Below are 23,516 nucleotides of genomic sequence, written 5' to 3'. Positions count from 1 at the left end.
TTTCCTTGCGGTACAGGAGGCAGTCGGTCTCGGTTGCAAGCTCACCTTGCGCCATCGGGAAGGATCGGCGTGGCGAGATAGTTCCAGCCGTCGTAGCCATCCAAGAGTCGGTAGTTGTTCTGCTCGAAGCTGCCCGGAAACAGCACGACCAGTCTGCCAGGCACATGGGGTGCGAGGCGGTCGACAACCTCCTTTACCTTGAGCAGCCCGAACAGACTGCCAACGCCGTAGATCATGACCACATGGTTGTCATCAACTTCATTGGCGTCGAGGTTTGCGACGAAGCCGTCAACCAGCCACTCGAGGTAGCGGTGCAGTACCGTGGGCAATTTTGACGGAGAGCGGAAGTATCCCTCCGCGTACTTCTGTTCGGCCATCCACCGCGCAAAGGTGTCACTCAGGTCAAAAGCGATCCAGTCATGCCCGCTTTGTCGGGTCGTCAGCTCGAACTCCCCGAGGTTGGCCCGGATGCGGAGTTCCTCGGTCTCCGGGTAGACGCAGAACGCTACCCGCTGCGCAGCAGCAGCGTCGTCCCGCCAAGGCAGCTGGATAAACTGGGCATACGACTCGATCAGTCGCTTAACCTTGCTCATGGATTGATTCTCTGTGCGGTTCCCTTGTCGGAGGTTTGCATGGCCTGAGTAACCACATCCGTTAGAGCGGGAAAATCGACATCTACCACGTTATCCACGCGGCGCATGACCATCCACCCCTTGGCCGACGCCTGACCTGCGAGTTCCAGCAGGCGCTCACTGGTAACGTTCAACAGCTTGCAGTAGACATTCTGTAGCAGGATCTCACCTCTATCTCCCTGCAACCATGCAAGGTAGAAGGCGAAGGCAACAGCGCCTATCGCGGGATTCAACTGCCGGCGGATCTTGGTTCGCCGGCCGCCAAGGAGGCCCGCCTTCGTTAGGCTGCTGTTGAGGTTCTGTGCGACCGACCTACGGGTCGCCGAGCTAAAGCGCTCGGGCCAGCGTGACTCGATTCGTTCCTCCACCCACTCCCGTTCGATACGCGTGCCCGGTGGCCTAGCGAGTATCGCGGGAGCGGTGTCGCGCAGCAGGCTGTCCCGGGCGGCGGCTGCGAGCAAGGCTAGTTGAGGGCGGGCGGATACATCACGAGCCCAGAAGTAACGCAGCCCTGCATAAACCGGATTGGCGGGATCCAACGCGTACGCTTCAGCAAGGTGTCGCGCCGTAAGAAGTCGGCTCCGCCCGGAACGCTTGGCGAGACAGTTCTGCTGGCAAATCGCATCACGATACGCGGATGGTGGCGCGTCCGCGCCAACGCAGTCGAAGAGCGTGGATAGCTCGGTGAGCATGATGGTGCGAGAGGCGTGTACACCGCCGGTATGAGTCATGAAGCCGAGGCGTTGCAGAGTAGTTTCATCACGCATCGGGCTTGCCACTCGCACGCGTCCCCCCGCTGCGGACCCACGCATCTACCTCGTCACTCTTAAACTTCCAGAGCCGTCCGACTCGGTGCGCGGGCATACTGCGCTGGGCAATCCACCGATAGACTGTGTCGCGCTTGACGCCTAGGTACACACTGATCTCATCTACGGAGAGCCAACGGCCATCCATCAATTGCTACCACCGCTGTGAGTGCCGATATAGACGATTCTGTCGGAGTCTTTGCCACTTTAGACGATTGTCGGTTTGAGGGCTAACGGGCAGTGGATCATAGAGAAGCCTCGTCAAATCCAAATCCATACGCCCTCACCGAGGCGTACAAGCATCACCTCGCCGGCGCCGGCTGCGCGGGCGGCCCGTCGTGCGCTACGCCGGTTCGGCCAGGTCGGCAGGCGACGGGCGTAGCAATACCCATCGTCGGCGGTGATTGCCAACCACACATCGCCAAGCCACGGCGAGACGTAGACGCCGGTCGCGGTGGTGCTATCAGCCCCGGCAAGCACATCGGCCCCGGCGATCAGCACGAGGTCCTCCGGTATTAGCGGCGGTTCGATGTGACCGGACTCGAGCCAGCCCACGCCGTCGCGCAGCTTCCGCCCGGGCAGGCGCTCCAGTTGCTCGATATCGTTGGGGTCGAGGTCTTCATCGTCGGCGAGCGGCGAGATCGCGGTTTCATCCCAGATGGCCTCGTAATGGTCGATGCGGCGCCCACGCCAGTCGAGCACGGCGACGAGGGAAACCGTTTTTCCGTTGACAAGTGGCCGCAGTGATTGGCCGCTATGTGGAATATCGCATCGCTTGCGCATCGTCGTTTCCCCCGTCATGGTTGCCTTACTGCCCCGCCGCATGATTAGCCTCGCGATTTATCCCGGCGGTGCCTGCCGTCACATCCGCGTCGTGCCGTGCCGGCTCGGACGCGACATAGTCGAGTGTGGTCACCGCCGGCCGGCTCTCGCCCATCGCCTCGACGAGCTCGTGGAGCTCGCCAAGGTCGGTGGTCGGCTCGCCCTGGGCGGCGAGCCAGGCCTGTGCGGCGGCCAGGCTCTCGGTGATCTCCGTCGGCCGCTCCAGGCCCCGGGCCTCGGCGAGTGCGCGCACCCGCTCGAGCAGCGGCTCGCTCGGCGCAAGCTGTTCAGCGGCGGCCCGGAGCTGCTGGCGTGTCGCGATGATCTCGGCGGAATCGCGGTGCCTGCTCATCTGCACGTAAGTGCTCTCACGAGACGTCATCGAACCGCCGGCGAGCACGACGGCGCGGTCGACTGTCGTGCCCTGGGCGGCGTGAGTCGTGACGGCGTAGCCGTGCCGCAACTGCGCGTAGCGCGCGGGATCAATCGTGATCGCCTCGCCGGTGCGATCGACGCGCGCGACGATCTGCGCGCCGCCGGCGGTGTGCCGCAGCCGTTCTACGCTCATCAAGTCGCCGTTCCGCAGTCCGGTTTCGCGATCGTTCATCTTCGCCAATAGCCGATCGCCCGCGGCCACTGCGATCTTGCCCGCGGCACGGCCGTTGCGCTCGCGGGTCTGAATCTCGGTCTCATGGCCGAGGAGCCGGCCGTCGGCCTCCATCCGCTCCCGGGCGGCGGCGTTGAGCGCTGCCACCTCCGCGTTGGTCGCCGCCATGAGCAGCGTCTCGGCGGCCCCCGCCTCGCGGACGTGCTCGGCCCAACGCGCCACGGCACGGGCCACGGCCTGGGGCTGATCGTCGGCGAGATGCACCAGGCCGCGCTCCAGATAGTGGGACAGGGCCTCGGCGGCCTCGCCGGCGGCGAAGGCCCGGGTGGCGGCGCGCGCCCAGGGATCGCGCTGACGGCGGATTGCCGTGATCTCCGCCGCGTCCTCGCCGGCGAGGTGGCGGAACACGCTCCCGGCGCCCACGGCCTGGAGCTGCTTGTGATCGCCGACCAGGACCACCCGCGCGCCCGCGTCGTCGGCGTGGCGCATGAGCCGGGCCATGGTGCGCGAGTCGACCATGCCGGCCTCGTCGACCACCACGACGTCGCGGGCGGTGAGCTGCGCCCGGGGCGGGTGAACGGTGCCTGCCTCGTCCGTGTAGCCCTCCAGCGCCAGGAGCAGCGATGCGAGGGTGCGGCTTTCGATGCCGCTGCCCGCCTCGAGCCCGGCGGCCGCCTTGCCCGACGGTGCACATCCGATGACCCGCTGGCCGGCGGCTGTCCAGGCCCGGCGGGCGGCGCCGAGGGCCGCCGACTTGCCGGTGCCGGCATCGCCGATGACGATCCGCACCGCGCCGCGGGCGGCGGTGACATGGCGCACCGCGGCGGCCTGCTCGTCACTGAGCGGAAATCCCTGCTCGCTCGTGTGGCGGGCGAGCGCGGTGGTCACCGTCGCGGCATCGACGGCGTGGTGGGTCTCGGCGGCCCGCGCCCGCGCCGAGGCCATCACCGCGCGCTCCATCCGGTAGAGCGCGCGGGTGGTGTAGCGGACCGTCCCGTCGGCACCGACCAGGCGCAGGCACTCCGGGTCGGCGAGCACCTCGCGGACCTGCTCGCGGATCGCGTCGAGGCCGAGGCCGCGGTGCTGGGCGGCGACGGCCACGGCCTGCCAGATATGGCGCGCCTCGATGACCGCCTCATGCTCGGTGGCCTGCCGGAGCAACGTCTCTGGCGTCGGCATGGGCTCCGGTGACGGGGCCGAGGCAGCGGCGCCATGGGCGTGCGCGGGGGTGAAACCGGCGGCCTGGGCCTCCATCGTCCAGCGGGCGTGCAGGGTGTCGTGGTCCGGGATCTCGGCCTTCGCCGCCCGCGTGTCCAGCGCGGCGACCTCGCTGGCCTTCGCCCCGGAGATACCGCGCTCGGCAAGGGCGGCCTCGATCTGCTGGCGTCTCGTCGAGAACCGGTCGGTCACCGCCTCCGGCACGCCGACGATGGCAAAGGAGGGGCCATCGGCGGCAATGGCGTAGCCCTGCGCGGCGAGCCCGGCGGCGAGCGCCGCCCGGTAGATCGCCCCCAGCGCGTGCTTCCACCGATAGAGATCACGCACTTCCAGGCCGCCCCAGGTGCCATCGGCGCGCTGCGCGAGATTGTGGACGAAGCTGTGCGTGTGCAGCTGCGGGTCCAGGGCCCGGGAGGTGCCGTGCTGGTAGGTGGCGATCACCAGCCCTGCCCGCTCCCGCTCGAGGCCACCACGGCCGCGGCGGGCCAGGGGGAAGCCGGACTCGATGTAGGCGAGGGCCTGCTGCACCGCCTGGTCGTGAGCGTCGGCGATGGCGGCGCGCTCAGTGGGATCGGCGACGGCCCAGATCGCGGATACCGATTTCGGCGCCGAGAAGGTGAGATCCCACCCGGCGCGGTGCGCCTCGCCGGCGCCCTGCACCAGGGCCGCTCCGTCCGGCGCGCGCCCCTCCGCCGCGCTCCGGAAGGCCTCGCCGGTGACCGTACCGGCGAGGCCCAGGGCGGCGGTCCCGGCGCCCTGCCAGACCCCCGGGGCCTCGGCCGCGTAGTAGTCCTCCGGGCCGTCGCCGGCGGCGAGATGGACGTAGTAACCCATGGCCTCGGTGGCGGAGCCGCGCGCGGAGATCGAGAGCATCAGCGATCGTCCCGCTCGGGGCCGGCGCTGTCCCCGCGCCGACGGCGGATGACCAGCCGCCGGCGCGGTCGGGGCGTGACGTCACCGGTGTCGGGGCCCTGGGGATGCGCCGGGATCTCCGGTGCCATCGCCGGCTCCTCCGGAACCTTAATCGCTCCGCTCCCGGAGGCGGCATTCCCGTCGTGCGGTGCGGCGGGCCCCGCTCTGCCGGACGGCTTCCCGGCTTCGCCGCTGCGCGAACCGCCACCGGTGCGATCCTCCTGAGCCGCGCGGGCCTCGGCCGCCGGCGGGGGGCCGTGATCCCCACCCTCCGGGACCGGGCGGTGGGAAGGGGCCGATTCCGCTGCCGGGCGCGGTGACGCCGTGGGATCCGGCTCGCTGTCACCGCCCCCCGGAGGCGGCGCGGTCTCGAGCGTATCGGTCCAGGCCGCCGGGCGATGGGGGGCTGTCACCTTGCGCCATTGGCGGCGGTCGGGAAACAGCCAGACCAGGCGGTGCACGGTGCGACCGCCGCGGATCAGCACGGCCTCGATGCCGCCGCGCACCCGGCCGAGCCCACCCCACTCGTCCGGCGGAATCACCTCCTCGTCACCGACCTGCTCGGTCACCGAGCGCCCATCGGCGCCATAGGAGGTGGTGTAGCGCCGTACCCGGCGCTGCCCGACCATCTGCGTGGCCCACTGCTGCGAGTCGGCCCCGAGCAGCCGGCCAATGATGTGGGTACCGGTCATCCCGTCCATTGCCGCTGCCGCGTCCGCGCCATAGATCTCGCGGCGCTGGGCGACGTCCTGCCAGCCCGTGACCACGCAGATGCCCTTCGATCGGCCCGTCTCGACGATCGGCTGCAGGTCCACTCGGCCCAGCTGCGCCGCCTCATCCAGGACGAGCCAAATCCGTCGCTCGGGGTCGTCCTCGAGGGCATCCAGCCCCCCGGCGATGGCACGCACGATGGCGCTGTGCAACGCCGTGGCGAGGGTGGCGTACCGGGTGGATCCGCCGAGGATCACCACGCGGGGTCCATCGCCGCGAAGCCACTGCCGGGCGGAGAAGGGTCGATGTCCCACATGCTCGGCGTCCGCGGCCGCGAGATCCGAGATCAGCCCTCCGGCGGAGGAGGTCAGCAGCGAGAGGTAGCTCGCAGTGGTGGGACTCGGCTCCCGGTGGGTGAGCAGGGCCTCGGTTGCCGGAGCGCCGGCGATCGCCGCGGCCCGCAGCTGGCGATAGGACTGGCCGATCTCGGCCACGAGCGCACGCCAGCCCCATTGCCCGCGGGTGCGGCGGGCGAGCGAGACGATGAGGCCGCCGAGGATCATCGCCGCCCCTTGCGTCCAGTGGCTATCGGTACCGTCGGCCTCACCGGAGGGGATGAGGCGGGATGCGAGCTCGCGCGCATCGGCGGGCGAGCGGATATCGGCGGCCACCGACCAGCGCATCGAGCGCGCGTCCCAGGGCGCGATCAGGCCGAGGCCGCCGCCGGTCTCGCGCATCAGCCCGGGGAGCGCGGCGGTGAAATCGCCCTTGACGTCATGGATCAGAAGTCGCGCGGACCGGTTCGCGAGGATATCGCTGATAAGATGCTGAAGTATCACCGTTTTTCCTGCGCCTACCGAGCCCGAGAGCATGATGCCGCGGGTCTCGCGATCCCGGCTGATGCGCACGTCGGGGTGGATGTGTACCCCCGGACCGCCGGCATGCCGGGACTCCCGCCGGCTCTCCGCGGCCGCGGCGCGCGTGCCGTGGGTGACGTTGCGGCCACGCTCGATAACCAGCGGGCGCGGTGCGCCGGCCACGCCCCCGAGGGTGGCACCGGCGGCCACGCCGAGCGCGGCGCCAGCACCGGCGATCCCCTGCCAGCCCGGGGCCGCGCGGGCGAGCCACTCGGTGGCGATCGGTGCCGGGGGCAGGCGCAGGGCATCGGTGAGCATGGCGGGCATCGCCGCCGACAGGGTGGCGCGTATCAGGTCATCGGCCGGCGCGCCGCTCCAGGCGGTCCCTACGGCGGCCACCCCGGCGAGCGCCACGACCCCGCCGCCGAGGACACCGAGGACGCCCCCCGCGGCGAGGGTGCGCGCCCAGTCCCGGGAATCAGGAGGTGCGGCCATCGCCGGGCTCTCCCTGGTCGTCGTCAGTGACGATCTCTACGCTGGCAAGAAACTCATCGAACCGCTGCTCGATCCGCGCCAGGCGACGATCGAGCTGTGCGATCCGATCGCCGATATCGTCGGCAGCCAGGCCGCTGGCGATGGCCTCCCGGGCGGCGGCACCGAGGGAGATCCCCCCGCGCCGGGCGGCGCGGGAGAGGGTGGCGTGGCTGGCGTCCGGCAGACGGATGGTGATGGCCCTCACTGTTCGGCCTCCACTGCCGCCCCCAGGATCTCCACGTTATTCAGGGCTTTACGTCGGCATCCAACGTAATCGTCGTCCTCCACGATGTAGACGCTTTTGCCGGAGGCGCTGTAATAGAGATCACACGCGGGGACATCCTCCTGGGTGCGTGTGTAGTAGCATGTACCCCTCGGACGCCATCCGTAGATCCGTACCGCCACATTCTCTCGTTGCTCCAGCCGCTCGAGTCGCTTACGCCACTTCTCATTCTCCTTTTCTCGCTCGGCTGCCGGATCCGGCTGCGGGTCGGTGGTCCGCTCCTCGTACTGGTCATCTCGCATCGGTCCTCCCGGGTTGTCTCGATTCGTAACACGGCGGTTTTATGACATGAAGAACCGGAAACGGTTTGCATCGCCATACGCGTACCGACATGTGACTGTACATACAGTTGATTTTGTGAGTCTTTGAACCGCTTTGGTCACCGGTTACCCCTCCATATATCGAGCTATCACCACCCGAGGTGCGTCGGGTGTGGATGTATACGTGGAAACGGTACAGGATCAGATTTTTTGTTACAAGAATTACTGTAAAATCAGATGGATAATACAAAAATGATAACAACAAATTTGTTTTTAGCGGTAAGCGTGACGACCAGGATGGAGATGCAGTGCGGCGCCCGCGCGACGTCGCGTGGGCGACTGGCCGCCTAGGTACCCAAGACGGTGTAGGACGTGAGGGGAGACAGTGAGGGCGCGGATGGGACGGGCTGCTATCTGATAGCACTGAGTCCACACAGATAGCACTCCGCGCTCTCTGTGTGGATGTGCGGAACGGTGTAGGCGGCCCCGTAAATTGCACAGATCTTGGCGGCTGAAAACTGCACACTCGGGCAAGTTGGTGTCTTCACCCCTACGAGTGGAGGCACCGACTGTGCCGGAGTGAGCAACGGGGGTTGCTACGTCACTATTTGGAGCGTGGCCTGAGTAAGGCGCAGCTGGCGCGTGAGCTGGGTGTCAGTCGCTGGACCATCTACCACTGGATCGAGAGCGGGCAGCTGGATCGGCGGCTCGATGGCGAGCCGGTGCGCTATGGGCCACGGGCGCCGCTCGCGGCCGGGCCCGAGCCGGTGATCCGCTTTGAGACGCTGCCTGGGCAGCAGGGGCAGGTGGACTTCGCCGAGTTCCGCCTGCCCTGGGGCAAGCGCTACGCGCTGCTGGTGGTGCTTGGTTATTCGCGGCTGCTATGGCTCGCCTTCTACCCACGCCAGAGCATGGAGGTGCTGATGCGGGGGGTTGGAGAGCGCGTTCGTCTTCTTCGACGGGGTGCCGGCGGAGGTGTTCTTTGACCGGGACAGGCTGGAGCTATCGGGCGAGCGCCCGCGCCTTTCACGTCGACCCACGCACGGTCCGTCGCTGGGTGCAGCGCTATCGCGCGTACGGCCGTCGGGGGCTGTATGAGCGCTCCTCTCGCCCCCGCCGCCAACCGCGGCGCACCTCCCGGCAGCGGGCTCATCAAATCGCCGCCTTACGCCGTCAGCCCGGGACGATGGAGCGCAGTGCCAGGGACCGAGCGAGCGTCAGCAGCCGGGGATGGTGCCCGAGCGCATTCGCGCGGCGCGGCATCGCGGCATGGAGCGCGCCCATGTCGATGCGGCGCTCACCCCGGCCGAGGATGCCGAGGTGAGCGCCGATCCGCTCGGCACGGAGTCCTCGCGGACGCCGTCGCGACGGCGCAGCCGCGACCAGGGCATGGAGCTGTAGCCCGTCACTCAGCGGGCTCGTCGGCCTCCTCCCTGTCCCCCAAGTGCTCGAGGAGGGCCCCGTACTCACTGATGGCAGTATCTAGGTCGCGCCGTGCCGTCTTGCGCAGTTGCTGCATCGCCATGCTGCCGACCACCTCCGAGACCGTCAGATCATAGTAGCCTTCTCCTGTACGTACGTCCCCGCCGCTCCTGAGCACATCGTCGAACCAATCCGTGGCATCGTCCGACTCGTCGTCGAGATCCGGGCGGAAGTATCGCGCGAGCATCGGGGCAAGCCTGTAGACCGAGTCAGCAGCCCCGCAAATATCCCCGAGACCGACATACACGATCGGCCCCAGCCACTCTTCGCTATAGTGCTCGGTGCAGAATTCGTGCTCAACATAGTTGTATCCGATCCCGAGTTTGCCGATACCCACTCGGGCTGCGTCGTGCAGGCTCATCTTGTCGAGGTATCGGTGATACTCCAGCTCCAGGGTATCCAGAAGCGTCCGCATGATATCTGGCTCTCGGGCCACCTCACGCTGTAGCTGGAGGTGCGATAGCGCCACCTCGATCATTCCACCCGGCGAGCGAGCCCCGGCCTCCCAGCGCCGCACCGATCGGGCATCGACCCCCAGCGCGCGAGCCATCGCCGATTGCCCCATCCCCAGCACATGCACTCGATACAGTTGTAGCGTCGCGGCATCCACTTCGGCACCTCATTCGTTCATGATCGCCATCTGTGCCTAGACAATATAGGACCAATGGACCTGTATGCAACAGTATTTGCCGCATAATAAGAGACCTTTGGTCCTATATCCGGTTGGCGCTACCCTCACGTCCTGCTTCCGGTGCCGGTACCTCGGCGTCCGGCCGGCGGCGCGGCGTCGCGCCGCCGCTGCACTCAGGGCCCAGCGCCCCGCCTGACGGGCGGTGGCGCGCGTGCGGCCGGGCGCCGGAGCCACCTCATGGTGGCCACCCTGTGCCGCAGATGGTGGGGACGGTGGCGTCGGTGGGGATCATCACCGCCCCCGCCTCCGCATTTGTCACTTTCACCTCTGACACATCTCGCGGGGGTGTATGGAGTATCCCCACCCCCACCACCATCCCCACCATCGGAGTGGACGATCCAGCGGAGCACACCACCCCGGGCTGTCTCGCCGGTCAGCGTGAGGCGGCCGACCCGGGCGTTACGGGCGGAGCGCAGCCACCGGCCCAGGGCCATGGAGTCGATACGCCCGCGGCGCGTGGCGACCGCCTCGATGGCGTCCCGTAGCCGCTCCGTGATGTCGTCACCGAGGTGGTGGCATGCGGGATCGCCCGTGACCAGCTCCACCGCCTCCCGAGCCGTGGCGCCATCGGCGCCGAAAGCCTCGTGCCAGGCCGTGAGCATTGCCACCCTGGCGTCACGCTGCGGATCGTCAGCGCGCAGGGCATCCTGCGTGGTGGCTGGGTCGGGCAGCTCGAGCCACGCCAAGGGGGATCGGACCCGGCGGGTCCAGGCTCGATAGTCGCCCATGGGCCGGAGACGCATATCCGGCTCGCCGGCGGTGTGGTAGGCGCGGAGGATGGTATGCACGTCCCGCACGATCTCGCCGCGGCGGCGCCGGCACTCACCGATCAGGTCCTGAGGGATGTCGCGCTCGTCCGGCGCGTCGGTCTGCGGATCCAGGTGGACCATGATGGTCCGGCGGGTCAGGTCGCCGCGGATCGTCATCGCGTTGCCGGTCGCGAGATGCATGGCCACCATGGGCGCTCGGGTCGTCCGGGATGCGCCGAGCTCGCGGATGTCCCGCGCCGGCTCCGTCAGCGCCGTGCACAGCGCATCGTCGTCCAGGGCGGCAGTGGCATTGTCGATGGCGATCACCAGGTCACCGGCGAGGTGCGTGGCGTCCAGGCGCTTCGCCCCTTCGCCGGGGGCCGCCGGCCAGGTGATGGCGGCCGGGCCGGTCCCGGTGGCGATGGTGGCGATGGCCCGGGCGAGCAGTGACTTGCCGGTGCCGGCACCGGATAGTGGCGCGGAGATCGCGAACATGGGGGCCGCAGGCAATGTCGGCCGGATCACACCGGTGATGATGGCGGCGAGCGCGGCGGACTCGGCCGACGGCGAGGCCCACGGGTAGTACCGGACGAGCTCCCGCAGCCGCTCCACTGCCGCCAGGGCATCCTCCCGCGTGGGCGCCTCGGGCGGGGCGGGCCACTCGCCGGGCGCCTCGATGAGTAACCCGGTGTCCGCGTGGTAGCCGTGGCCCTGGATGCGCCCATCCGGTAGGAGCTGCGGACAGCCGGCCCGCGCCCGCAGCCGCGGGAACCCGAGTACGTCCCCGGCGTCCACGATCATGGAGGCGGCCCGGGGCGGCGGGTCCGTCGGCCGCCACTCTGCTGCGCGGACATCCCAGCGCCACCAGGTTCCGCGCTCCGCGAGGGCATAGGAGATATAGCCGGTAGTCAGCGGGCGGAGGATAGTGGTGTCGGGATCATGCTGGATGGCGTCGCCGGGGGTGGAGGTATCCACACGGGCGATGCGCCGGGGCGTATCGCCCCACACGTAGATGCCGGCCTCCGAGCGCGTCAGCAGCCGCACCGCCTCCCGGACCACGCGGTCTATCTCGCCCTGCCGGATGTATATCTCACTGTCATCGCTGCGCTGGTCCAGCCACGCGACCCCGCGATCCGTCGCAGTCTCGGTCATGCGCCCACCTCCCGGGCCGCGGCCCGCAGGCGGAGCGAGGCGGCGCGCAGCCGCTCCCGGTCACGGTCGGCGAGGCGACGGCCGGCCGCGAGCTCATCGGCGGCCATGGCGACCACTAAGGCATCGCCGGGGACGGACGCCAGCATCTCCGCGGCCGACAGTCGCGGGGGCCGGCGTGCATCACGCGGCAGCGGCCCGCGCCCGCCGCGACGGAGTCGGGGGGGGAACAGGTCGGCCGCCTTAAGATCGATGGCGTCGAGCACCTGCTCGTATCCGCAGCCGGCGTGGCAGTATATAAGTACGACTCCGCTGTCACGTACGGCGATCGCCAGCGACGGCGTGTGATCCTCGTGCCCAGGGCATCGAGCGATCCACGCCCGCTCGCCACGGCGGCGAACGCAGTCGAGCTTAGCGAGTAGGCGGTCTACTGGTGCGTCCGCTTCCGTCGCCATCACCACACCTCCTGGTCGCCCTCGGCGACCGGCTCGGCGGTGCGAGTGTCGACGTAGGCGTCGAGGTCGGCCCGGCGGTAGCGAATCTGGTGACCGACGTAGGCCCACCGCGGACCTACGCGCTCGTGGCGCCAGCGAGTGAGCGTGCGCACGCTGACGCGCAGGTAGTCCGCGGCTTCCGACGGGGTCATTACGGCGGTGGACGTGTCGATGCGGCTGTCATACTGTGGCATCGGGTGCTCCTTTGGTAGCAACGCCGGCTCGGTGAGCGGCATGGAAACAGTGTGAAATGGAGTGCCCTTGACGCCTCGCCGGTGGCCGCCAGCGGGGCGTCTCTATATCAGGCGTGTGCTCAGTGCTCTCGGTGGCTCCCTGTTGCTCACGATGGCTATAGGGGTACCACGGCGCCGCAAAAACGTGCAAAATCAGTTACTTGGAACAAATTGGGTATCAACAAATTTGCACTTCTTGATTTTGCGCGATTTTTTATCAGTACGATGGCGTATGGTGGGGGCCAGACGGCGGGGTTTGCGGCGTAGAGCCATGACAAACGGTAGGGTTTTCCAGATGAACGGTAGTTCTACCCGACGACCTGCAACAGCCGCCGCTCCCATGCCGCCAGGGCAGCCCGCTTCTCCCGGTCATAGCGATGCAGGTCATAGACCGCGGCGATGCCCTTGCGGGTATGACCGATGGTCACCTCAGCGACCACCTCATCAACGCCGATAGCGGCCAGCCCGGTGCGGCAGGTTCGCCGCAGATCATGCGGCGTCCAATGGCCCCAGGTTTCCGCGTCCCGGTTCCCCAGTGCGTCGGCGTAACGGCTGGCGGCCCGGCTGATCGCCAGATTCGTCAAGGCGCTGCCGGGGCGGGCCTCGAACACGTACTCCCCCGTGCGCGGGTAGCGATGGCTCAGCCGCTCCACCTCATCCCGGGCGGCCTCCAGTAGCGCCAGGGCGGTATCCGTCAGCGGGACCACATGAGCGGTGTCGGTCTTGCCGCGGCGCTCCGCGGGGATGGTCCACAGCCGGCCGTCCAGCTCATCCCAGCGCATCCCGGCCACCTCACCGGGACGTTGGCCCGTGACCAACACCAGCTTGAGCGCCAAGGCGGTCAGGCGGTGCATCCCGCAGGTCTCCACGCCCTGCCAGAATGCGCGTATCTCGTCGTCATGAAGCACCCGGGCGCGGCGGCGCGCCGTGAGTCCGGGGCCGATTTTGCTGGATTTCAATGTCGCGATCGGCGACGCCTCGATGATCTCACGGTCTTCGGCATACTCGAATAGCTGCTTGGCATAGACCAGCACGCGCCCGGCTTGGCGCGGATGTCCAGCGGCAAGCCGTTCAATTAACACGATCACGTCACGCCGGCGCACCTCGCGCATTCGTTTCCGCCCCAGAGCCCGCACGATGTGCCCTAGCACGGCGCCCTCAATGTCGCGGTAGCTCTTTCGGTCCCGCTTGGTCTGGAGGAACCACTCGGACACATCCGTCACGGTCGGCTCCGCGCGCTCCTCCCGCCGCTGCTCCAGGATGTCCGCGCCGCTGTCGATCTCGCGGCGCAGCTCCGCTGCGCGCTTGCGCGCGGCCGCGAGGCTCCAGGTTGGATACTCACCGACGGTCAGGAGCCGGTCCTTGCCGCCGCTAGTCAGATAGCGCAGGACGAAGGCGACCTTGCCGACAGCGGTGACGCGCAGCCCGAAGCCTTTCGGCGCGTCGCGATGCTCGTCGAACACGAGCCGTCGGCCGCGTGCGGGCGGTGTCATCTTGCGGATGCGAACGTCAGTCAGGGAGGGCATGGCGGTCACAGATGTGTCACAGCGGTCACAGATATGTCACAGCATAATCGGAATGATTTGACGGTCAATGGCGGTAAACGTCATATTGTAAGTTACTGACTTTACGTTTTTATTCGAGGAAACGCCGCATGTGACGCGGGCATTGGCAGGTGGTCCTGAATGGACTTTTAATCCGCTGGTCGCTGGTTCGAATCCAGCAGGGCCCACCAATCGTCTATCACGGTCAGCGGGTTACGCCTCCGCCCCCGGTCGGTCACAACACTCCGCACCAGCGGCGTGACTCGATCGTGACTCGGCGAGCATGATGCCGCTTCGCTGTCTCTCGCATGCCTTACCGCCTTCCCGGCAGCCGCAGCAGCCCGCAGATGACCGCCTCCGGGGTGAGGCCGTCCATCAGCTCCAGGCAACCGTCAGTGTCCACCAGGGTTCCGGCACGATGACGTGCCAGCAGCAGCTGCATCCACTCCGGGGCGGTGCCGAGGCGCTCCATCTCTCGGAGCAGGCCCATCAATTCGTCGGTGGCATCGGCATCGAGCCATTCCGGGGCGGTGGCCGCCGTCGGGATCGTGATCCGGTCCACCGGCGGGTGCGTAACCCCGGGCCAGCGCACCGGTGCGATCTCCGCCCCAAGCCGGCGCAGCAGCGACCGCAGGCCGGCGGTCAGGCGACTACCAAGGACCAGGGTCTGGCGCCCGGCTTCGGGGTGGTGTGCTGCCGAGTCCCGGCGGATCGACCGGTCAGCGAAGATGGTTTTGGTATGCATGGGCTCCTCCCGCGCTGATTCTGGGGCGAGGAGCCCGCGCGGGTGCCCGGATGACGATCGGCATCAGCTCCGGGGAACCTTGGCGCGAGGCTCCCGTGATCGTCTTCGGCGGTATTCGGGCTCGGCGAACCTGTTCGCCACACCGTTGCGCGACAGCCCCGGATTCTCACCGGTGTTCCCCGCCGGATACCCACTTTATAGGGTATCCCATGAAGACTAACCCACAATATATAGACTCGCTGGAGGAGCTGCAACACACCGTCGCCGGCGAGCTAATTGCTACCGCTGCAGGACGTAGTCCCCCGGTGCGTCCTTAACGGGGGGATAACGCCGGCTGCCCATGCTCGGCGGCGCCACGCGCCCGGAAGAATGGCCCTCCAGCCACTGGGTCCACGCGGACCACCACGAGCCCGACTCGACCGGCACCGTCTCCTGCCAGGTATCCGGATCGATATAGGGCTTGCCCTCGTGGTGGGTGTGAATCTGGTAGCGCCGGCGCGGGTGGCCAGGCTCGCTGACAATGCCGGCGTTATGCCCACCGCTGGTGAGCACGAAGGTGACCTCATCGGCGTCGGCGAGGAGGTGGATCTTGTAGACCGAACGCCATGGGGCGACATGATCCTTGACCGTGCCCACCGAGAAGATCGGTACGTGGATGTCGGGGATCACTACCGGCCGGCCGTCGACGATGTAGCCCCCCGTCGCCAGCTCGTTATTAAGGAACAGATGGCGCAGGTACTCCGAGTGCATGCGGTAAGGCATGCGGGTGAGGTCCGCGTTCCAGGCCATGAGGTCGTTCATGGGCTGACGCTCGCCGATGAGGTAATCCCGCACCATCCGCGACCAGATCAGGTCGTTGGAGCGCAGCAACTGGAACGCCCCGGCCATTTGGTGGCCGTCCAGGTATCCCTGCTCCCACATCATGTTCTCGAGCAGATCGACCTCGCTCTCACTAATGAACAACATCAGCTCACCGGCCTCGTTGAAGTCCACCTGGGTGGCGAAATGGGTCATGGAGGCCAGGCGATCGTCACGATCCCGGCCCATGGCGGCGGCAGCGATACTGAGCAGCGTCCCGCCGATGCAGTAGCCCACGGAGTGGATCTTCTGACCCGGCACGATGTCGTTGATTACATCCAGCGCCGCCATGGGGCCGAGCTTGCGGTAGTCGTCCATGCCCAGGTGACGCTCCTCTGAGGTGGGGTTGCGCCAGGAGATCATGAACACCGTGTAGCCGTTGCTCACCAGATAGCGGACCAGGGAGTTCTCCGGCGACAGATCGAGGATGTAGTACTTCATGATCCAGGCCGGGACGATGAGCACCGGCTCGGCGTGGACGCTCTCGGTGGTCGGGCTGTACTGGATCAATTCGATCAGGCGGTTGCGGTAGACGACCTTGCCCGGCGTCACCGCCACATTCTCACCGACCTGATACTCCTCGGCGCCGACGGGGGGCTCGCCGGCGACCATGCGCTCCCAGTCCTCCACCCAGTTATCGAAGCCGCGGACGAAGTTCATCCCGGCTTCCGAGAGGGTGCGGCGGGTCACCTCCGGGTTGAGCCAGGGGAAATTCGTCGGCGAGAGGCGGTCGAGCATCTGACGCGCCGCGAACGACACCACCTGCTCACGGTGCTCAGAGAGCCCGTCGATATCCGTGGTGGCCTCGTTCCACCATTTCTGCTGCAGCAGGAACCCCTGGGCGAAGAGGTTGTACGGCCAGCGGCACCAGCCGTCGTCATCGAACCGGTGGTCCGACGGTGCCGGCTCAATGCAGGGTTGCTCGTCTGGACCGGCGCCGCTGCGGGCGGCATGATGCGCCAGCCGCACCCAGTGCCGCCCGGCGCGCTCGGTGAGCTCCAACTGCTTGCCCGGCGAGGTGGCAAGGTGTGCCAGCCACTCGAAGGTCGCCCCCGCCATCCCCGCTGGTGTGATTCCATTGGTGCTTCGGGCGAGACCGGCCTTAAAGGCGCGGTCCAGCGCGTGGGCCATGTAGGTCTCCGGGGTGAACGGCTCGCTACCGGTGCCGTTGCCGCGCTGCTCTCGGGACATGCCTGTCTCCTGCGTATTCACTATATTCCTCCTCCTTAACACGAATACGCCGTGTTGCATAGCAGCACAAGGTTACGGCCGTCGCTCGCCCAGCGTTCGAGCACAGTGGCCGCCTCCGGCGGCTAGACATGTGCAAATTTATTGCTACAGTTGGTCGATGACAGGCCTTTTTGCGCAAATATATTTGCCTGTCCAACTAGCCTGAGGAGGAGATCATGCAACCAATGAAGATGCTCGCCGCCGCCGTGCTCGGCGTCGGCGTGAGCCTTACCGCCCATGCCGAAGACCTGCTCGTCGCCGTCGACACCGCCTTCGTTCCCTTCGAGTTCGAGGAGGACGGGGAGTACAAGGGCTTCGACATCGACCTCTGGAAGGCCGTCGCCGAGCGGCTGGACGTGGATTACGAGCTCCAGCCCATGGACTTCAACGGGATCATTCCCGCACTGCAGACGGGCAACGTGGACCTGGCGCTGGCCGCCATCTCGATCACCGCCGAGCGCGAGAAGGTCATCGATTACTCCCACCCGTACTACGACAGCGGCGTGCTGCTGATGGTGCGCGCCGACAACGACGACGTCTCCGGCACGGACGACCTCGGCGACAAGGTGGTGGGCGTCAAGCAGGGCACGGCGGCGGCGGACTTCATCGACTCCCTGGAGACCGCGGGGGTCACGAAGTTCCCCAACATCGGCGATGCCTACCTGGCACTGCGCACCGGCCGCGTGGACGTGGCGGCCCACGATACCCCCAATGTTTTCTACTACATCGAGACCGCCGGCGACGGCGAGGTGAAGGCGGTCGGGCAGAGCATGGACGCCCAGTCCTACGGCATCGGTTTCCCTGAGGGCAGCGAGCTCCGCGACCGCGTCAACGTGGCGCTGCTGGAGATCATGGAGGACGGCACCTACGACGACATCTATGCCAAGTGGTTCGGCGAACCACCGAAGTGATCCGGCGGCGCGGGGCCGAGTCCCCGCGCCGGCCCCACAGGGCACAGCGTCATCGAGAGGCATCCCATGGAATTCGACTTCTCCGTCATCCCGCAGGCGATACCCGAGCTGCTCGCCGGCGCCCGGCTGACGCTCTACATCACGGTGACGGGACTGCTCGGCGGCTTCTTCATCGGGGTGGTCGCCGGTACCGCCCGGGCCTACGGCAACCGGCTCATCAACGCCATCGCCATGACCTACATCGAGCTGATCCGCGGCACCCCCATCGTGGTGCAGGTGATGTTCATCTACTTCGCGATGCCGATACTCCTGGACATGCGCCTGGACGCCCTGACCTCGGCCATCGCCGCCATCGTGATCAACGCCGGCGCCTACATCGCCGAGATCGTCCGCGGCTCGCTGCTGTCCATCAGCCGTGGCTACATCGAGGCCGGTAAGGCCCTGGGGATCACCAACTGGCAGTTGTTCCGCGACATCATCGGGCCCCTGGCCTTCCGACGTCTCGTCCCGCCGCTGGGCAACCAGTGCATCATCAGCCTTAAGGACACCTCGCTGTTCATCGTCATCGGCGTCGCCGAGCTCACCCGACAGGGCCAGGAGGTCATGGCCAGCACCTTTCGCGCGGTGGAGATCTGGTCCACCGTCGCGGTGCTCTACCTCGCCATGACCCTGACCATGACCGTAATCCTGCGCGTGGTCGAAAAACGGATGAAGATCCTATGAGCATGGTCGAATTCGACAACGTCACCAAGGCCTTTGGCGACCTGGTGGTCCTGCGGGACCTGGACTTCAACATCGAGCAGGGCGAGGTGGTGTTCGTGGTCGGGCCGTCGGGCTCGGGCAAGTCCACACTGCTTCGCTGCATCAACGCCCTGGAGCCCATCACCTCCGGCGCCCTTCGCGTGGAGGGTAAGAATGTCGCCGACCCGCGCACCAATATCCGCGAGATCCGCCGGGAGGCGGGGATGGTGTTCCAGCAATTCAACCTGTTCCCGCACATGACCGCGCTGGGCAACGTCGCCTACGGCCTGCGACGGGTCCGCGGCAAATCCCGGCGGGGGGCCAAGGAAGCGGCCATGCCCATCCTGGAGATGGTCGGCATGGCCGACCGCGCCGAGCACTACCCCGACGAGCTCTCCGGCGGGCAGGCCCAGCGGGTGGCCATCGCCCGGGCGCTGGCGATCAATCCGGACCTGATGCTGTTCGACGAGCCCACCTCCGCGCTGGATCCGGAGCTACGCTATGAGGTGCTGCGGGTGATGGGCGAGGTCGCCCAGGCGGGTATGACCATGATCGTGGTCACCCACGAGATGTCCTTCGCCCGGGAGGTGGGCACCCGGCTGCTGTTCATGGACGGCGGGCGCATCGCCCTGGACGGCGACCCCCGTGAGCTCATGCGCGAGCCGCCGACGCAGCGCTTCGCGGACTTCCTAGTCCACATCCAGTAGGCACGGCGCGATGGATCATCTCCGCATCGGGGGCGACCCCTACACCCTCGGCCGCGAGCTTGGCGAGCGCGGGCGGGAGGCCTTCGTCCGACGCATCCGCCCGGGCGATGACTTCCGGCGGCTGCAACGCCGGCTGCCCACGGGCTGGCTGGACGACGTCGCCGGCCGCATCCGCGCCGCCTTCCCGGGAATTTGGCGGGAGCTGGAAGGCCTGGCCATTGGCCTGGGGCAGCCGCTGGAGGCGGTGCTGCTGTGGAACTGCCGGGGCGATCTCGCCCCCACCGGACCGGAGGGCTGCAGTTCCGTGGCAGTGAAGGGACGGGGCCGCTGCTGGCTCGCCCACAACGAGGATGGCGACCCGGCGCTACGCGACGCTTGCTTCGCGCTGGATGCAGCGCCGGATGACGGCCCGGCGTTCTTCACCTTCTGCTATCCCGGCTCACTGCCCGGCCATACGCTGGCGATGAACGCCGCAGGGCTAGCGTACACGGTTAACAACCTCCGCCTGACCGAGCACCCGCCCGGCATCCCGCGGATGGTCTCCGCCCGCGCGTTGCTGGGTTGCAGCGAGGTAGACGAAGCGCTCCGCCTTCTCGACGGCCTGGAGCGCAGCGGCGGCTTCCATTTCATGATGGCGGATACGAGCACCCTTTCCCCGCTCTCGGTGGAGGCGCCTTTCCAGCGCATCTCCGCCCGTCCAGCGTCGCCGGTGGCGGTCCACGCCAACCACCTGGTGCATCCCGATTGCCGCGATATCCCCCAACGGGTGACCGCCTCATCGGCCGCCCGCCAGGAGCAACTGGAAGGCTGGTGCGCACAGACCGACCCCGGCGACGCCCCCAGCGCGCTGCTGGGCGTTCTCGGCGACCAGGGAGACCCGTGGCTGCCCATCCATCGCACGGACCCGGGGGACCCGGACCGCGAGAACACCCTGGCCACGGTTGTCTTTACCCTGCGGCACGGTGGTATAACGGCGGAGCTCCGGCCGTCACCGCAGGCACGAGTGGCGGTACAACGCCGCTTTCCCCCGAGCGCAGCGAGTGACGGGTGACGCCAGCATGAGCCAATACGCCACGCAACCGACACCCGCCCGACCCCCGGAATCCCTCGAGGATCTGCGCCGGATCCTGGAGTCGGCCCGACGGGACGAGGGCCCCATCCGCCTCGGCAACCGCGGCATCGCCGTGCTTGAGGAGATGCTGGCCTGTCCGGAAGAGGTCACCCTGGGGAGTATCGCCGGGATCGCCGGTCACCACGGAGTGAGCCCCTCCACCCTCAGCCGCCTGGCCCGGCGCCTCGGCTTCGACGGTTTCAAAGGCTTCCAGCGGGTGTTCCGCCTGGCCGTGGCCCAGGGCCGGCATTTCTACACCGAGCAGGCCCAGCGCTTGCTGGAGAGCACCCAGGCGCCTGGAGCGAGCGCGGACGGCGGCCATAGTGCCGGGATGATGGCGGCCACCCGGGAGCTGGAGAACCTTGCGGACACGGCCGCCGCCCTCGAGCCGGGTACCCTGACCGAAATCAGCGATGCGGTACTCCAAGCCCGTCGCCTCTACGTCCTCGGCCTGCGTGGCTGCTACAGCGTGGCCCACTACCTCGGCTACTACCTCGCATTCACCGGCAAACCGGTGACCACCCTGGGTGGCAGCGGCTTCACCGTAGCCGAGGAAATCAGCGATATCGGTGAGGGTGACGTCCTCATCGCGGTCACGGTCCGCCCGGAAACACGCCTGGCCATCGACGCCTGCGCCCTGGCGGCGGAACGGGGCGCGACGGTGGTGACCGTCACCAATCACTTCGCCTCCCCCGCCCGGACCCATGGCGACTTCAACCTCCACGCCCGGTGCGAGGGGCCGTACTACTTCAATCCGGTGGCCGCCCTGTTCATGGTGGCGGAGGGACTGCTCGCCGAGCTGGCGGCGTCCCTTGGCGAGGCGTTGATCGAGCCACTCGGGCGGCGGGAAGCGGCCTTCGAGGCCCTGAACATCGAGTAACCCGCTCGCAATAGATAGAAAGGGCCGGCCCCGCAGCGGGGCCGGCCAATGGGCTTCGCCGCAGGCGACGCCCGTCCCCGTGGTCGTGGATGGCGCTCAGCGGTGCCGGCCGATGACCGGCGCCTCCTCAAAGAGAAAAGCAACGCTCATGCCAAGCCGACGCAATCGGGCGCCGGTCCGCTCGTCGAGCACGCAGGAATGATGGTCGAAGCCTTGGGCCCATCCCTTGCGGACGGCCTCTTCCGGACTTTCGGCAAGGATCTTGACGCGTTGCGGCGCGGCGGAACCGCTCGGACCGCTTAGCAGGTACCATTGCGCCATGGGTTTGCTCCCTTTGCGTCGCTGACGGGGACCACCATAGCGCATTGTGTTGCGTCGCAGCATACTAGGTGCTGTGACCACAACTCCCTGATTGAACAAGTCTTGTGCGAAGGCGTGGTGCATCGCGGGAGGAATGCACCAGTGCGAGGCATCTCTGTCTCCCGGCACGCGCCGGGCGGGCATCCCCGCCGAGCGGGGACACGCCGCGCGCGGGCGGCTTACTCAGCCGCCCTTGTCGAGCTCGGCCTCGAGCTCCGGCACCGCCTCGAAGAGATCGGCGACCAGGCCGTAGTCCGCCACCTCGAAGATCGGCGCCTCCTCGTCCTTGTTGATCGCCACCACCACCTTCGAGTCCTTCATGCCCGCAAGGTGCTGGATGGCGCCGCTGATGCCGACGGCGATATAGAGCTTGGGGGCAACGATCTTGCCGGTCTGGCCCACCTGGTAGTCATTGGGCACGAACCCGGCGTCCACCGCCGCCCGCGAGGCACCCACTGCCGCGCCGAGCTTGTCGGCCAGACGCTCGATCAGCGCGAAGTTCTCGCCGGAACCCACCCCGCGACCGCCGGAGACGACGATCTCGGCCGCCGTGAGCTCCGGGCGGTCGGAGCTGGTCAACGACTCATCGACGAACTCGGCAACGTCGTTGTGGGGCATGGCCTCCACTGCCTCCACCGTGGCGCCGCCGCCCTCGGCGGCCGCCGGGTCGAAACCGGTGGCGCGGACGGTGATCACCTTGATGGCGTCCGTGGACTGCACCGTGGCGATGGCATTGCCGGCGTAGATCGGCCGCCGGAAGGTGTCCTCGGACTCCACGGCGACGATCTCGGAGACCATGGCCACATCCAGGCTGGCCGCCACCCGGGGCAGGAAGTTCTTACCGGTGGTGGTCGCCGGGGCGAGCACATGGGAGTACCCGCGCGCCAGCTCGGTGACCAGCGCCGCCAGGTCCTCGGCGGTGGGGTGGGCATAGTGCTCGGCCTCGGCGTGGAGCACCCGCCCGACGCCCGGTACCTTGGAGGCCGCCTCCGCCACTGCCTCGCTGCCTTGGCCGGCCACCAGCAGGTCGATGTCCCCGCCGATGGCGGCCGCCGCGGTCACCGTGGACAGCGTGGCCGCGCCCAGGGTGTCGTTGTCGTGGTCCGCAATGATCAGCACGTTGCTCATGTTCAGATCACCTTCGCCTCGTTGCGGAGTTTCTCGACCAGCCCGGCGACACTATCCACCTTCACGCCCCCCTGGCGCTTCGGCGGCTCGGCAACATTGAGCGTCTTCAGCCGCGGCGCCAGGTCCACCCCCAGCTCGGCGGCATCGATCACGTCTAGCTGCTTCTTCTTCGCCTTCATGATGTTCGGGAGCTTGACGTAGCGCGGCTCGTTGAGACGCAGGTCCGTGCTCACCACCGCCGGGAGCTTCAGACGCACCGTCTGGGTACCCCCGTCGATCTCCCGGCTCACCGTGGCGGTGCCATCCTCGAGCTCGAGGCCGCAGGCAAAGGTCCCCTGCCCCCAGCCGAGCAGCGCGGCGAGCATCTGCGCGGTCTGATTGGCGTCGTCGTCGATCGCCTGCTTGCCGGCAATGACCAGCCCGGGCTCCTCGCGCTCCACCACTTTGGCCAACGCCTTCGCCACCGCCAAGGGCTGCAGCGCCTCCTCGCTGGTGATGAGCATGCCACGATCGGCACCCATCGCCAGGGCGGTGCGCAATGTCTCCTGGCTCGACTGCTCGCCCAGGGAGACCGCGACGATCTCCTCGACCTTGCCCGACTCCTTCAACCGGACCGCCTCCTCCACGGCGATCTCATCGAAGGGGTTCATCGAATGCTTGACGTTGGCGGTCTCAACGCCGGAGCCGTCCGCCTTTACCCGGACCTTGACGTTGTAGTCCACCACCCGCTTGACCGGGACCAGTACCTTCATGATCGCTCCCGTCCGTTCCTGTATCCGTTACTTATTATCCCGCAGGCCGGTGGGCCCGCAATTCGCGAACCCTGACGCCGACTTTCGCCGCTGCGACACCCCGGCGAAG

25 protein-coding genes, 1 tRNA gene, 1 pseudogene and 1 riboswitch are annotated in these 23,516 nt (G+C 67.6%); of the genes and pseudogenes, 9 read left to right on the top strand and 18 right to left on the bottom strand.

The annotated features are described in order from the left end of the window. Positions 1-41 precede the first annotated feature (41 nt). From ACQ754_RS06990 to ACQ754_RS06955, 8 genes are all read right to left on the bottom strand, one after another. Positions 42-593, bottom strand: a complete 552-nt coding sequence (locus ACQ754_RS06990; protein WP_018716648.1) for a BREX protein BrxB domain-containing protein — start codon at positions 591-593, stop codon at positions 42-44. After that, positions 590-1,411: a hypothetical protein gene (locus ACQ754_RS06985; protein ID WP_169509118.1), complete on the bottom strand. Its 822-nt coding sequence runs from the start codon at positions 1,409-1,411 to the stop codon at positions 590-592. Before ACQ754_RS06985 ends, ACQ754_RS06990 begins: the two co-directional genes overlap by 4 nt. After that, positions 1,392-1,586, bottom strand: a complete 195-nt coding sequence (locus tag ACQ754_RS06980) for a helix-turn-helix domain-containing protein (protein WP_084594027.1) — start codon at positions 1,584-1,586, stop codon at positions 1,392-1,394. The genes ACQ754_RS06985 and ACQ754_RS06980 overlap by 20 nt, the downstream gene beginning before the upstream one ends. 113 nt (positions 1,587-1,699) lie before the next feature. Beyond that, a complete protein-coding gene (locus ACQ754_RS06975; protein WP_440996279.1) occupies positions 1,700-2,239 on the bottom strand; it encodes a hypothetical protein in 540 nt (179 codons plus the stop codon). A 7-nt stretch (positions 2,240-2,246) separates the two neighbouring features. Beyond that, positions 2,247-4,958 carry a MobF family relaxase gene (gene mobF, locus ACQ754_RS06970; RefSeq protein WP_440996278.1) on the bottom strand — a complete coding sequence of 904 codons (2,712 nt, stop codon included), beginning with the start codon at positions 4,956-4,958 and terminating at the stop codon, positions 2,247-2,249. Next, positions 4,958-7,060: a type IV secretion system DNA-binding domain-containing protein gene (locus ACQ754_RS06965; protein ID WP_440996277.1), complete on the bottom strand. Its 2,103-nt coding sequence runs from the start codon at positions 7,058-7,060 to the stop codon at positions 4,958-4,960. Before ACQ754_RS06965 ends, mobF begins: the two co-directional genes overlap by 1 nt. Then, positions 7,044-7,304 (bottom strand): hypothetical protein, encoded by a 261-nt coding sequence (locus ACQ754_RS06960; protein ID WP_440996276.1) that lies wholly within the window; start codon positions 7,302-7,304, stop codon positions 7,044-7,046. The genes ACQ754_RS06965 and ACQ754_RS06960 overlap by 17 nt, the downstream gene beginning before the upstream one ends. After that, entirely contained in the window at positions 7,301-7,624 is a 324-nt protein-coding gene (locus ACQ754_RS06955) for a hypothetical protein (RefSeq protein WP_440996275.1), read from the bottom strand. The genes ACQ754_RS06960 and ACQ754_RS06955 overlap by 4 nt, the downstream gene beginning before the upstream one ends. Before the next feature lie 611 nt (positions 7,625-8,235). On the opposite strand from ACQ754_RS06955, the gene ACQ754_RS06950 reads away from it, so the two are divergent. The 3 genes and pseudogenes from ACQ754_RS06950 to ACQ754_RS06940 all read left to right on the top strand — a co-directional run bounded on the left by ACQ754_RS06950 (position 8,236) and on the right by ACQ754_RS06940 (position 9,043). Then, the gene (locus ACQ754_RS06950; protein ID WP_440996274.1) at positions 8,236-8,628 is read left to right on the top strand and encodes a helix-turn-helix domain-containing protein; all 393 of its coding nucleotides are present in this window, start codon (positions 8,236-8,238) and stop codon (positions 8,626-8,628) included. After that, positions 8,526-8,807 (top strand): annotated as a pseudogene (locus tag ACQ754_RS06945) (helix-turn-helix domain-containing protein); the annotation flags it as partial. The gene ACQ754_RS06950 and the pseudogene ACQ754_RS06945, both read left to right, overlap by 103 nt. Before the next feature lie 68 nt (positions 8,808-8,875). Next, complete coding sequence (locus ACQ754_RS06940; RefSeq protein WP_440996300.1) at positions 8,876-9,043, top strand: hypothetical protein; 168 nt, start codon at positions 8,876-8,878, stop codon at positions 9,041-9,043. A gap of 4 nt (positions 9,044-9,047) precedes the next feature. Here the strand turns inward: ACQ754_RS06940 and ACQ754_RS06935 are convergent, their stop codons facing one another. The 5 genes from ACQ754_RS06935 to ACQ754_RS06915 all read right to left on the bottom strand — a co-directional run bounded on the left by ACQ754_RS06935 (position 9,048) and on the right by ACQ754_RS06915 (position 13,966). Further along, complete coding sequence (locus ACQ754_RS06935) at positions 9,048-9,734, bottom strand: helix-turn-helix domain-containing protein (RefSeq protein WP_440996273.1); 687 nt, start codon at positions 9,732-9,734, stop codon at positions 9,048-9,050. A gap of 194 nt (positions 9,735-9,928) precedes the next feature. Continuing rightward, on the bottom strand, positions 9,929-11,716 hold the full coding sequence (locus ACQ754_RS06930) for a hypothetical protein (RefSeq protein WP_440996272.1): 1,788 nt from the start codon (positions 11,714-11,716) through the stop codon (positions 9,929-9,931). Beyond that, positions 11,713-12,168, bottom strand: a complete 456-nt coding sequence (locus ACQ754_RS06925; protein ID WP_440996271.1) for a hypothetical protein — start codon at positions 12,166-12,168, stop codon at positions 11,713-11,715. Before ACQ754_RS06925 ends, ACQ754_RS06930 begins: the two co-directional genes overlap by 4 nt. Next, entirely contained in the window at positions 12,168-12,401 is a 234-nt protein-coding gene (locus ACQ754_RS06920; protein ID WP_440996270.1) for a helix-turn-helix domain-containing protein, read from the bottom strand. Before ACQ754_RS06920 ends, ACQ754_RS06925 begins: the two co-directional genes overlap by 1 nt. 347 nt (positions 12,402-12,748) lie before the next feature. Continuing rightward, positions 12,749-13,966 (bottom strand): tyrosine-type recombinase/integrase, encoded by a 1,218-nt coding sequence (locus ACQ754_RS06915; RefSeq protein WP_440996269.1) that lies wholly within the window; start codon positions 13,964-13,966, stop codon positions 12,749-12,751. A 137-nt stretch (positions 13,967-14,103) separates the two neighbouring features. Here ACQ754_RS06915 and ACQ754_RS06910 point away from each other — a divergent pair. Beyond that, positions 14,104-14,175: transfer RNA gene (locus ACQ754_RS06910), tRNA-Ser, on the top strand. A gap of 122 nt (positions 14,176-14,297) precedes the next feature. Here ACQ754_RS06910 and ACQ754_RS06905 read toward each other — a convergent pair. Further along, entirely contained in the window at positions 14,298-14,729 is a 432-nt protein-coding gene (locus ACQ754_RS06905) for a hypothetical protein (protein ID WP_440996268.1), read from the bottom strand. 90 nt (positions 14,730-14,819) lie between these two features. Beyond that, a riboswitch (cobalamin riboswitch) is annotated at positions 14,820-14,955 on the bottom strand. 53 nt (positions 14,956-15,008) lie between these two features. Further along, complete coding sequence (locus tag ACQ754_RS06900) at positions 15,009-16,778, bottom strand: PHA/PHB synthase family protein (protein WP_440996267.1); 1,770 nt, start codon at positions 16,776-16,778, stop codon at positions 15,009-15,011. Positions 16,779-16,993: 215 nt separating this feature from the next. Between ACQ754_RS06900 and glnH the strand changes: the two genes are divergently transcribed. The 5 genes from glnH to ACQ754_RS06875 all read left to right on the top strand — a co-directional run bounded on the left by glnH (position 16,994) and on the right by ACQ754_RS06875 (position 21,167). Continuing rightward, complete coding sequence (glnH, locus tag ACQ754_RS06895; protein WP_440996266.1) at positions 16,994-17,728, top strand: glutamine ABC transporter substrate-binding protein GlnH; 735 nt, start codon at positions 16,994-16,996, stop codon at positions 17,726-17,728. Positions 17,729-17,794: 66 nt separating this feature from the next. Further along, positions 17,795-18,451 (top strand): glutamine ABC transporter permease GlnP, encoded by a 657-nt coding sequence (gene glnP / locus ACQ754_RS06890; protein WP_440996265.1) that lies wholly within the window; start codon positions 17,795-17,797, stop codon positions 18,449-18,451. Further along, positions 18,448-19,176, top strand: coding sequence for a glutamine ABC transporter ATP-binding protein GlnQ (gene glnQ / locus ACQ754_RS06885; RefSeq protein ID WP_440996264.1), 729 nt, complete (start codon positions 18,448-18,450; stop codon positions 19,174-19,176). Before glnP ends, glnQ begins: the two co-directional genes overlap by 4 nt. 10 nt (positions 19,177-19,186) lie before the next feature. Then, positions 19,187-20,227, top strand: coding sequence for a C45 family autoproteolytic acyltransferase/hydolase (locus tag ACQ754_RS06880; RefSeq protein WP_440996263.1), 1,041 nt, complete (start codon positions 19,187-19,189; stop codon positions 20,225-20,227). Between the two features lie 7 nt (positions 20,228-20,234). Further along, a complete protein-coding gene (locus ACQ754_RS06875; protein WP_440996262.1) occupies positions 20,235-21,167 on the top strand; it encodes a MurR/RpiR family transcriptional regulator in 933 nt (310 codons plus the stop codon). A 96-nt stretch (positions 21,168-21,263) separates the two neighbouring features. Here ACQ754_RS06875 and ACQ754_RS06870 read toward each other — a convergent pair whose 3' ends face one another. The 3 genes from ACQ754_RS06870 to ACQ754_RS06860 form a co-directional block, all read right to left on the bottom strand. Then, on the bottom strand, positions 21,264-21,488 hold the full coding sequence (locus ACQ754_RS06870) for a hypothetical protein (RefSeq protein WP_440996261.1): 225 nt from the start codon (positions 21,486-21,488) through the stop codon (positions 21,264-21,266). Between the two features lie 222 nt (positions 21,489-21,710). Then, positions 21,711-22,655, bottom strand: a complete 945-nt coding sequence (locus ACQ754_RS06865; RefSeq protein ID WP_440996260.1) for an electron transfer flavoprotein subunit alpha/FixB family protein — start codon at positions 22,653-22,655, stop codon at positions 21,711-21,713. Between the two features lie 2 nt (positions 22,656-22,657). Then, entirely contained in the window at positions 22,658-23,407 is a 750-nt protein-coding gene (locus ACQ754_RS06860) for an electron transfer flavoprotein subunit beta/FixA family protein (protein WP_440996259.1), read from the bottom strand. Positions 23,408-23,516 lie beyond the last annotated feature (109 nt).

Source organism: Arhodomonas sp. SL1 (assembly GCF_052060015.1).
Lineage (GTDB): Bacteria > Pseudomonadota > Gammaproteobacteria > Nitrococcales > Nitrococcaceae > Arhodomonas.
The sequence above is the reverse complement of the archived record's forward strand: the minus strand, read 5'-3'. Positions and strand labels throughout refer to the sequence as shown.

Excerpts from the sequence above, each read along its gene's own strand:
- ACQ754_RS06860 (WP_440996259.1), bottom strand. The coding sequence starts at position 23,407 with ATGAAGGTACTGGTCCCGGTCAAGCGGGTGGTGGACTACAACGTCAAG.
- ACQ754_RS06915 (WP_440996269.1), bottom strand. The coding sequence starts at position 13,966 with ATGCCCTCCCTGACTGACGTTCGCATCCGCAAGATGACACCGCCCGCA.
- ACQ754_RS06990 (WP_018716648.1), bottom strand. The coding sequence starts at position 593 with ATGAGCAAGGTTAAGCGACTGATCGAGTCGTATGCCCAGTTTATCCAG.
- ACQ754_RS06930 (WP_440996272.1), bottom strand. The coding sequence starts at position 11,716 with ATGACCGAGACTGCGACGGATCGCGGGGTCGCGTGGCTGGACCAGCGC.
- ACQ754_RS06980 (WP_084594027.1), bottom strand. The coding sequence starts at position 1,586 with ATGGATGGCCGTTGGCTCTCCGTAGATGAGATCAGTGTGTACCTAGGC.
- ACQ754_RS06875 (WP_440996262.1), top strand. The coding sequence starts at position 20,235 with ATGAGCCAATACGCCACGCAACCGACACCCGCCCGACCCCCGGAATCC.
- ACQ754_RS06880 (WP_440996263.1), top strand. The coding sequence starts at position 19,187 with ATGGATCATCTCCGCATCGGGGGCGACCCCTACACCCTCGGCCGCGAG.
- mobF (WP_440996278.1), bottom strand. The coding sequence starts at position 4,958 with ATGCTCTCGATCTCCGCGCGCGGCTCCGCCACCGAGGCCATGGGTTAC.
- ACQ754_RS06920 (WP_440996270.1), bottom strand. The coding sequence starts at position 12,401 with ATGCCACAGTATGACAGCCGCATCGACACGTCCACCGCCGTAATGACC.
- ACQ754_RS06975 (WP_440996279.1), bottom strand. The coding sequence starts at position 2,239 with ATGACGGGGGAAACGACGATGCGCAAGCGATGCGATATTCCACATAGC.
- ACQ754_RS06905 (WP_440996268.1), bottom strand. The coding sequence starts at position 14,729 with ATGCATACCAAAACCATCTTCGCTGACCGGTCGATCCGCCGGGACTCG.
- ACQ754_RS06870 (WP_440996261.1), bottom strand. The coding sequence starts at position 21,488 with ATGGCGCAATGGTACCTGCTAAGCGGTCCGAGCGGTTCCGCCGCGCCG.
- ACQ754_RS06925 (WP_440996271.1), bottom strand. The coding sequence starts at position 12,168 with ATGGCGACGGAAGCGGACGCACCAGTAGACCGCCTACTCGCTAAGCTC.
- ACQ754_RS06865 (WP_440996260.1), bottom strand. The coding sequence starts at position 22,655 with ATGAGCAACGTGCTGATCATTGCGGACCACGACAACGACACCCTGGGC.
- glnP (WP_440996265.1), top strand. The coding sequence starts at position 17,795 with ATGGAATTCGACTTCTCCGTCATCCCGCAGGCGATACCCGAGCTGCTC.
- ACQ754_RS06965 (WP_440996277.1), bottom strand. The coding sequence starts at position 7,060 with ATGGCCGCACCTCCTGATTCCCGGGACTGGGCGCGCACCCTCGCCGCG.
- glnH (WP_440996266.1), top strand. The coding sequence starts at position 16,994 with ATGCAACCAATGAAGATGCTCGCCGCCGCCGTGCTCGGCGTCGGCGTG.
- ACQ754_RS06900 (WP_440996267.1), bottom strand. The coding sequence starts at position 16,778 with ATGTCCCGAGAGCAGCGCGGCAACGGCACCGGTAGCGAGCCGTTCACC.
- ACQ754_RS06955 (WP_440996275.1), bottom strand. The coding sequence starts at position 7,624 with ATGCGAGATGACCAGTACGAGGAGCGGACCACCGACCCGCAGCCGGAT.
- glnQ (WP_440996264.1), top strand. The coding sequence starts at position 18,448 with ATGAGCATGGTCGAATTCGACAACGTCACCAAGGCCTTTGGCGACCTG.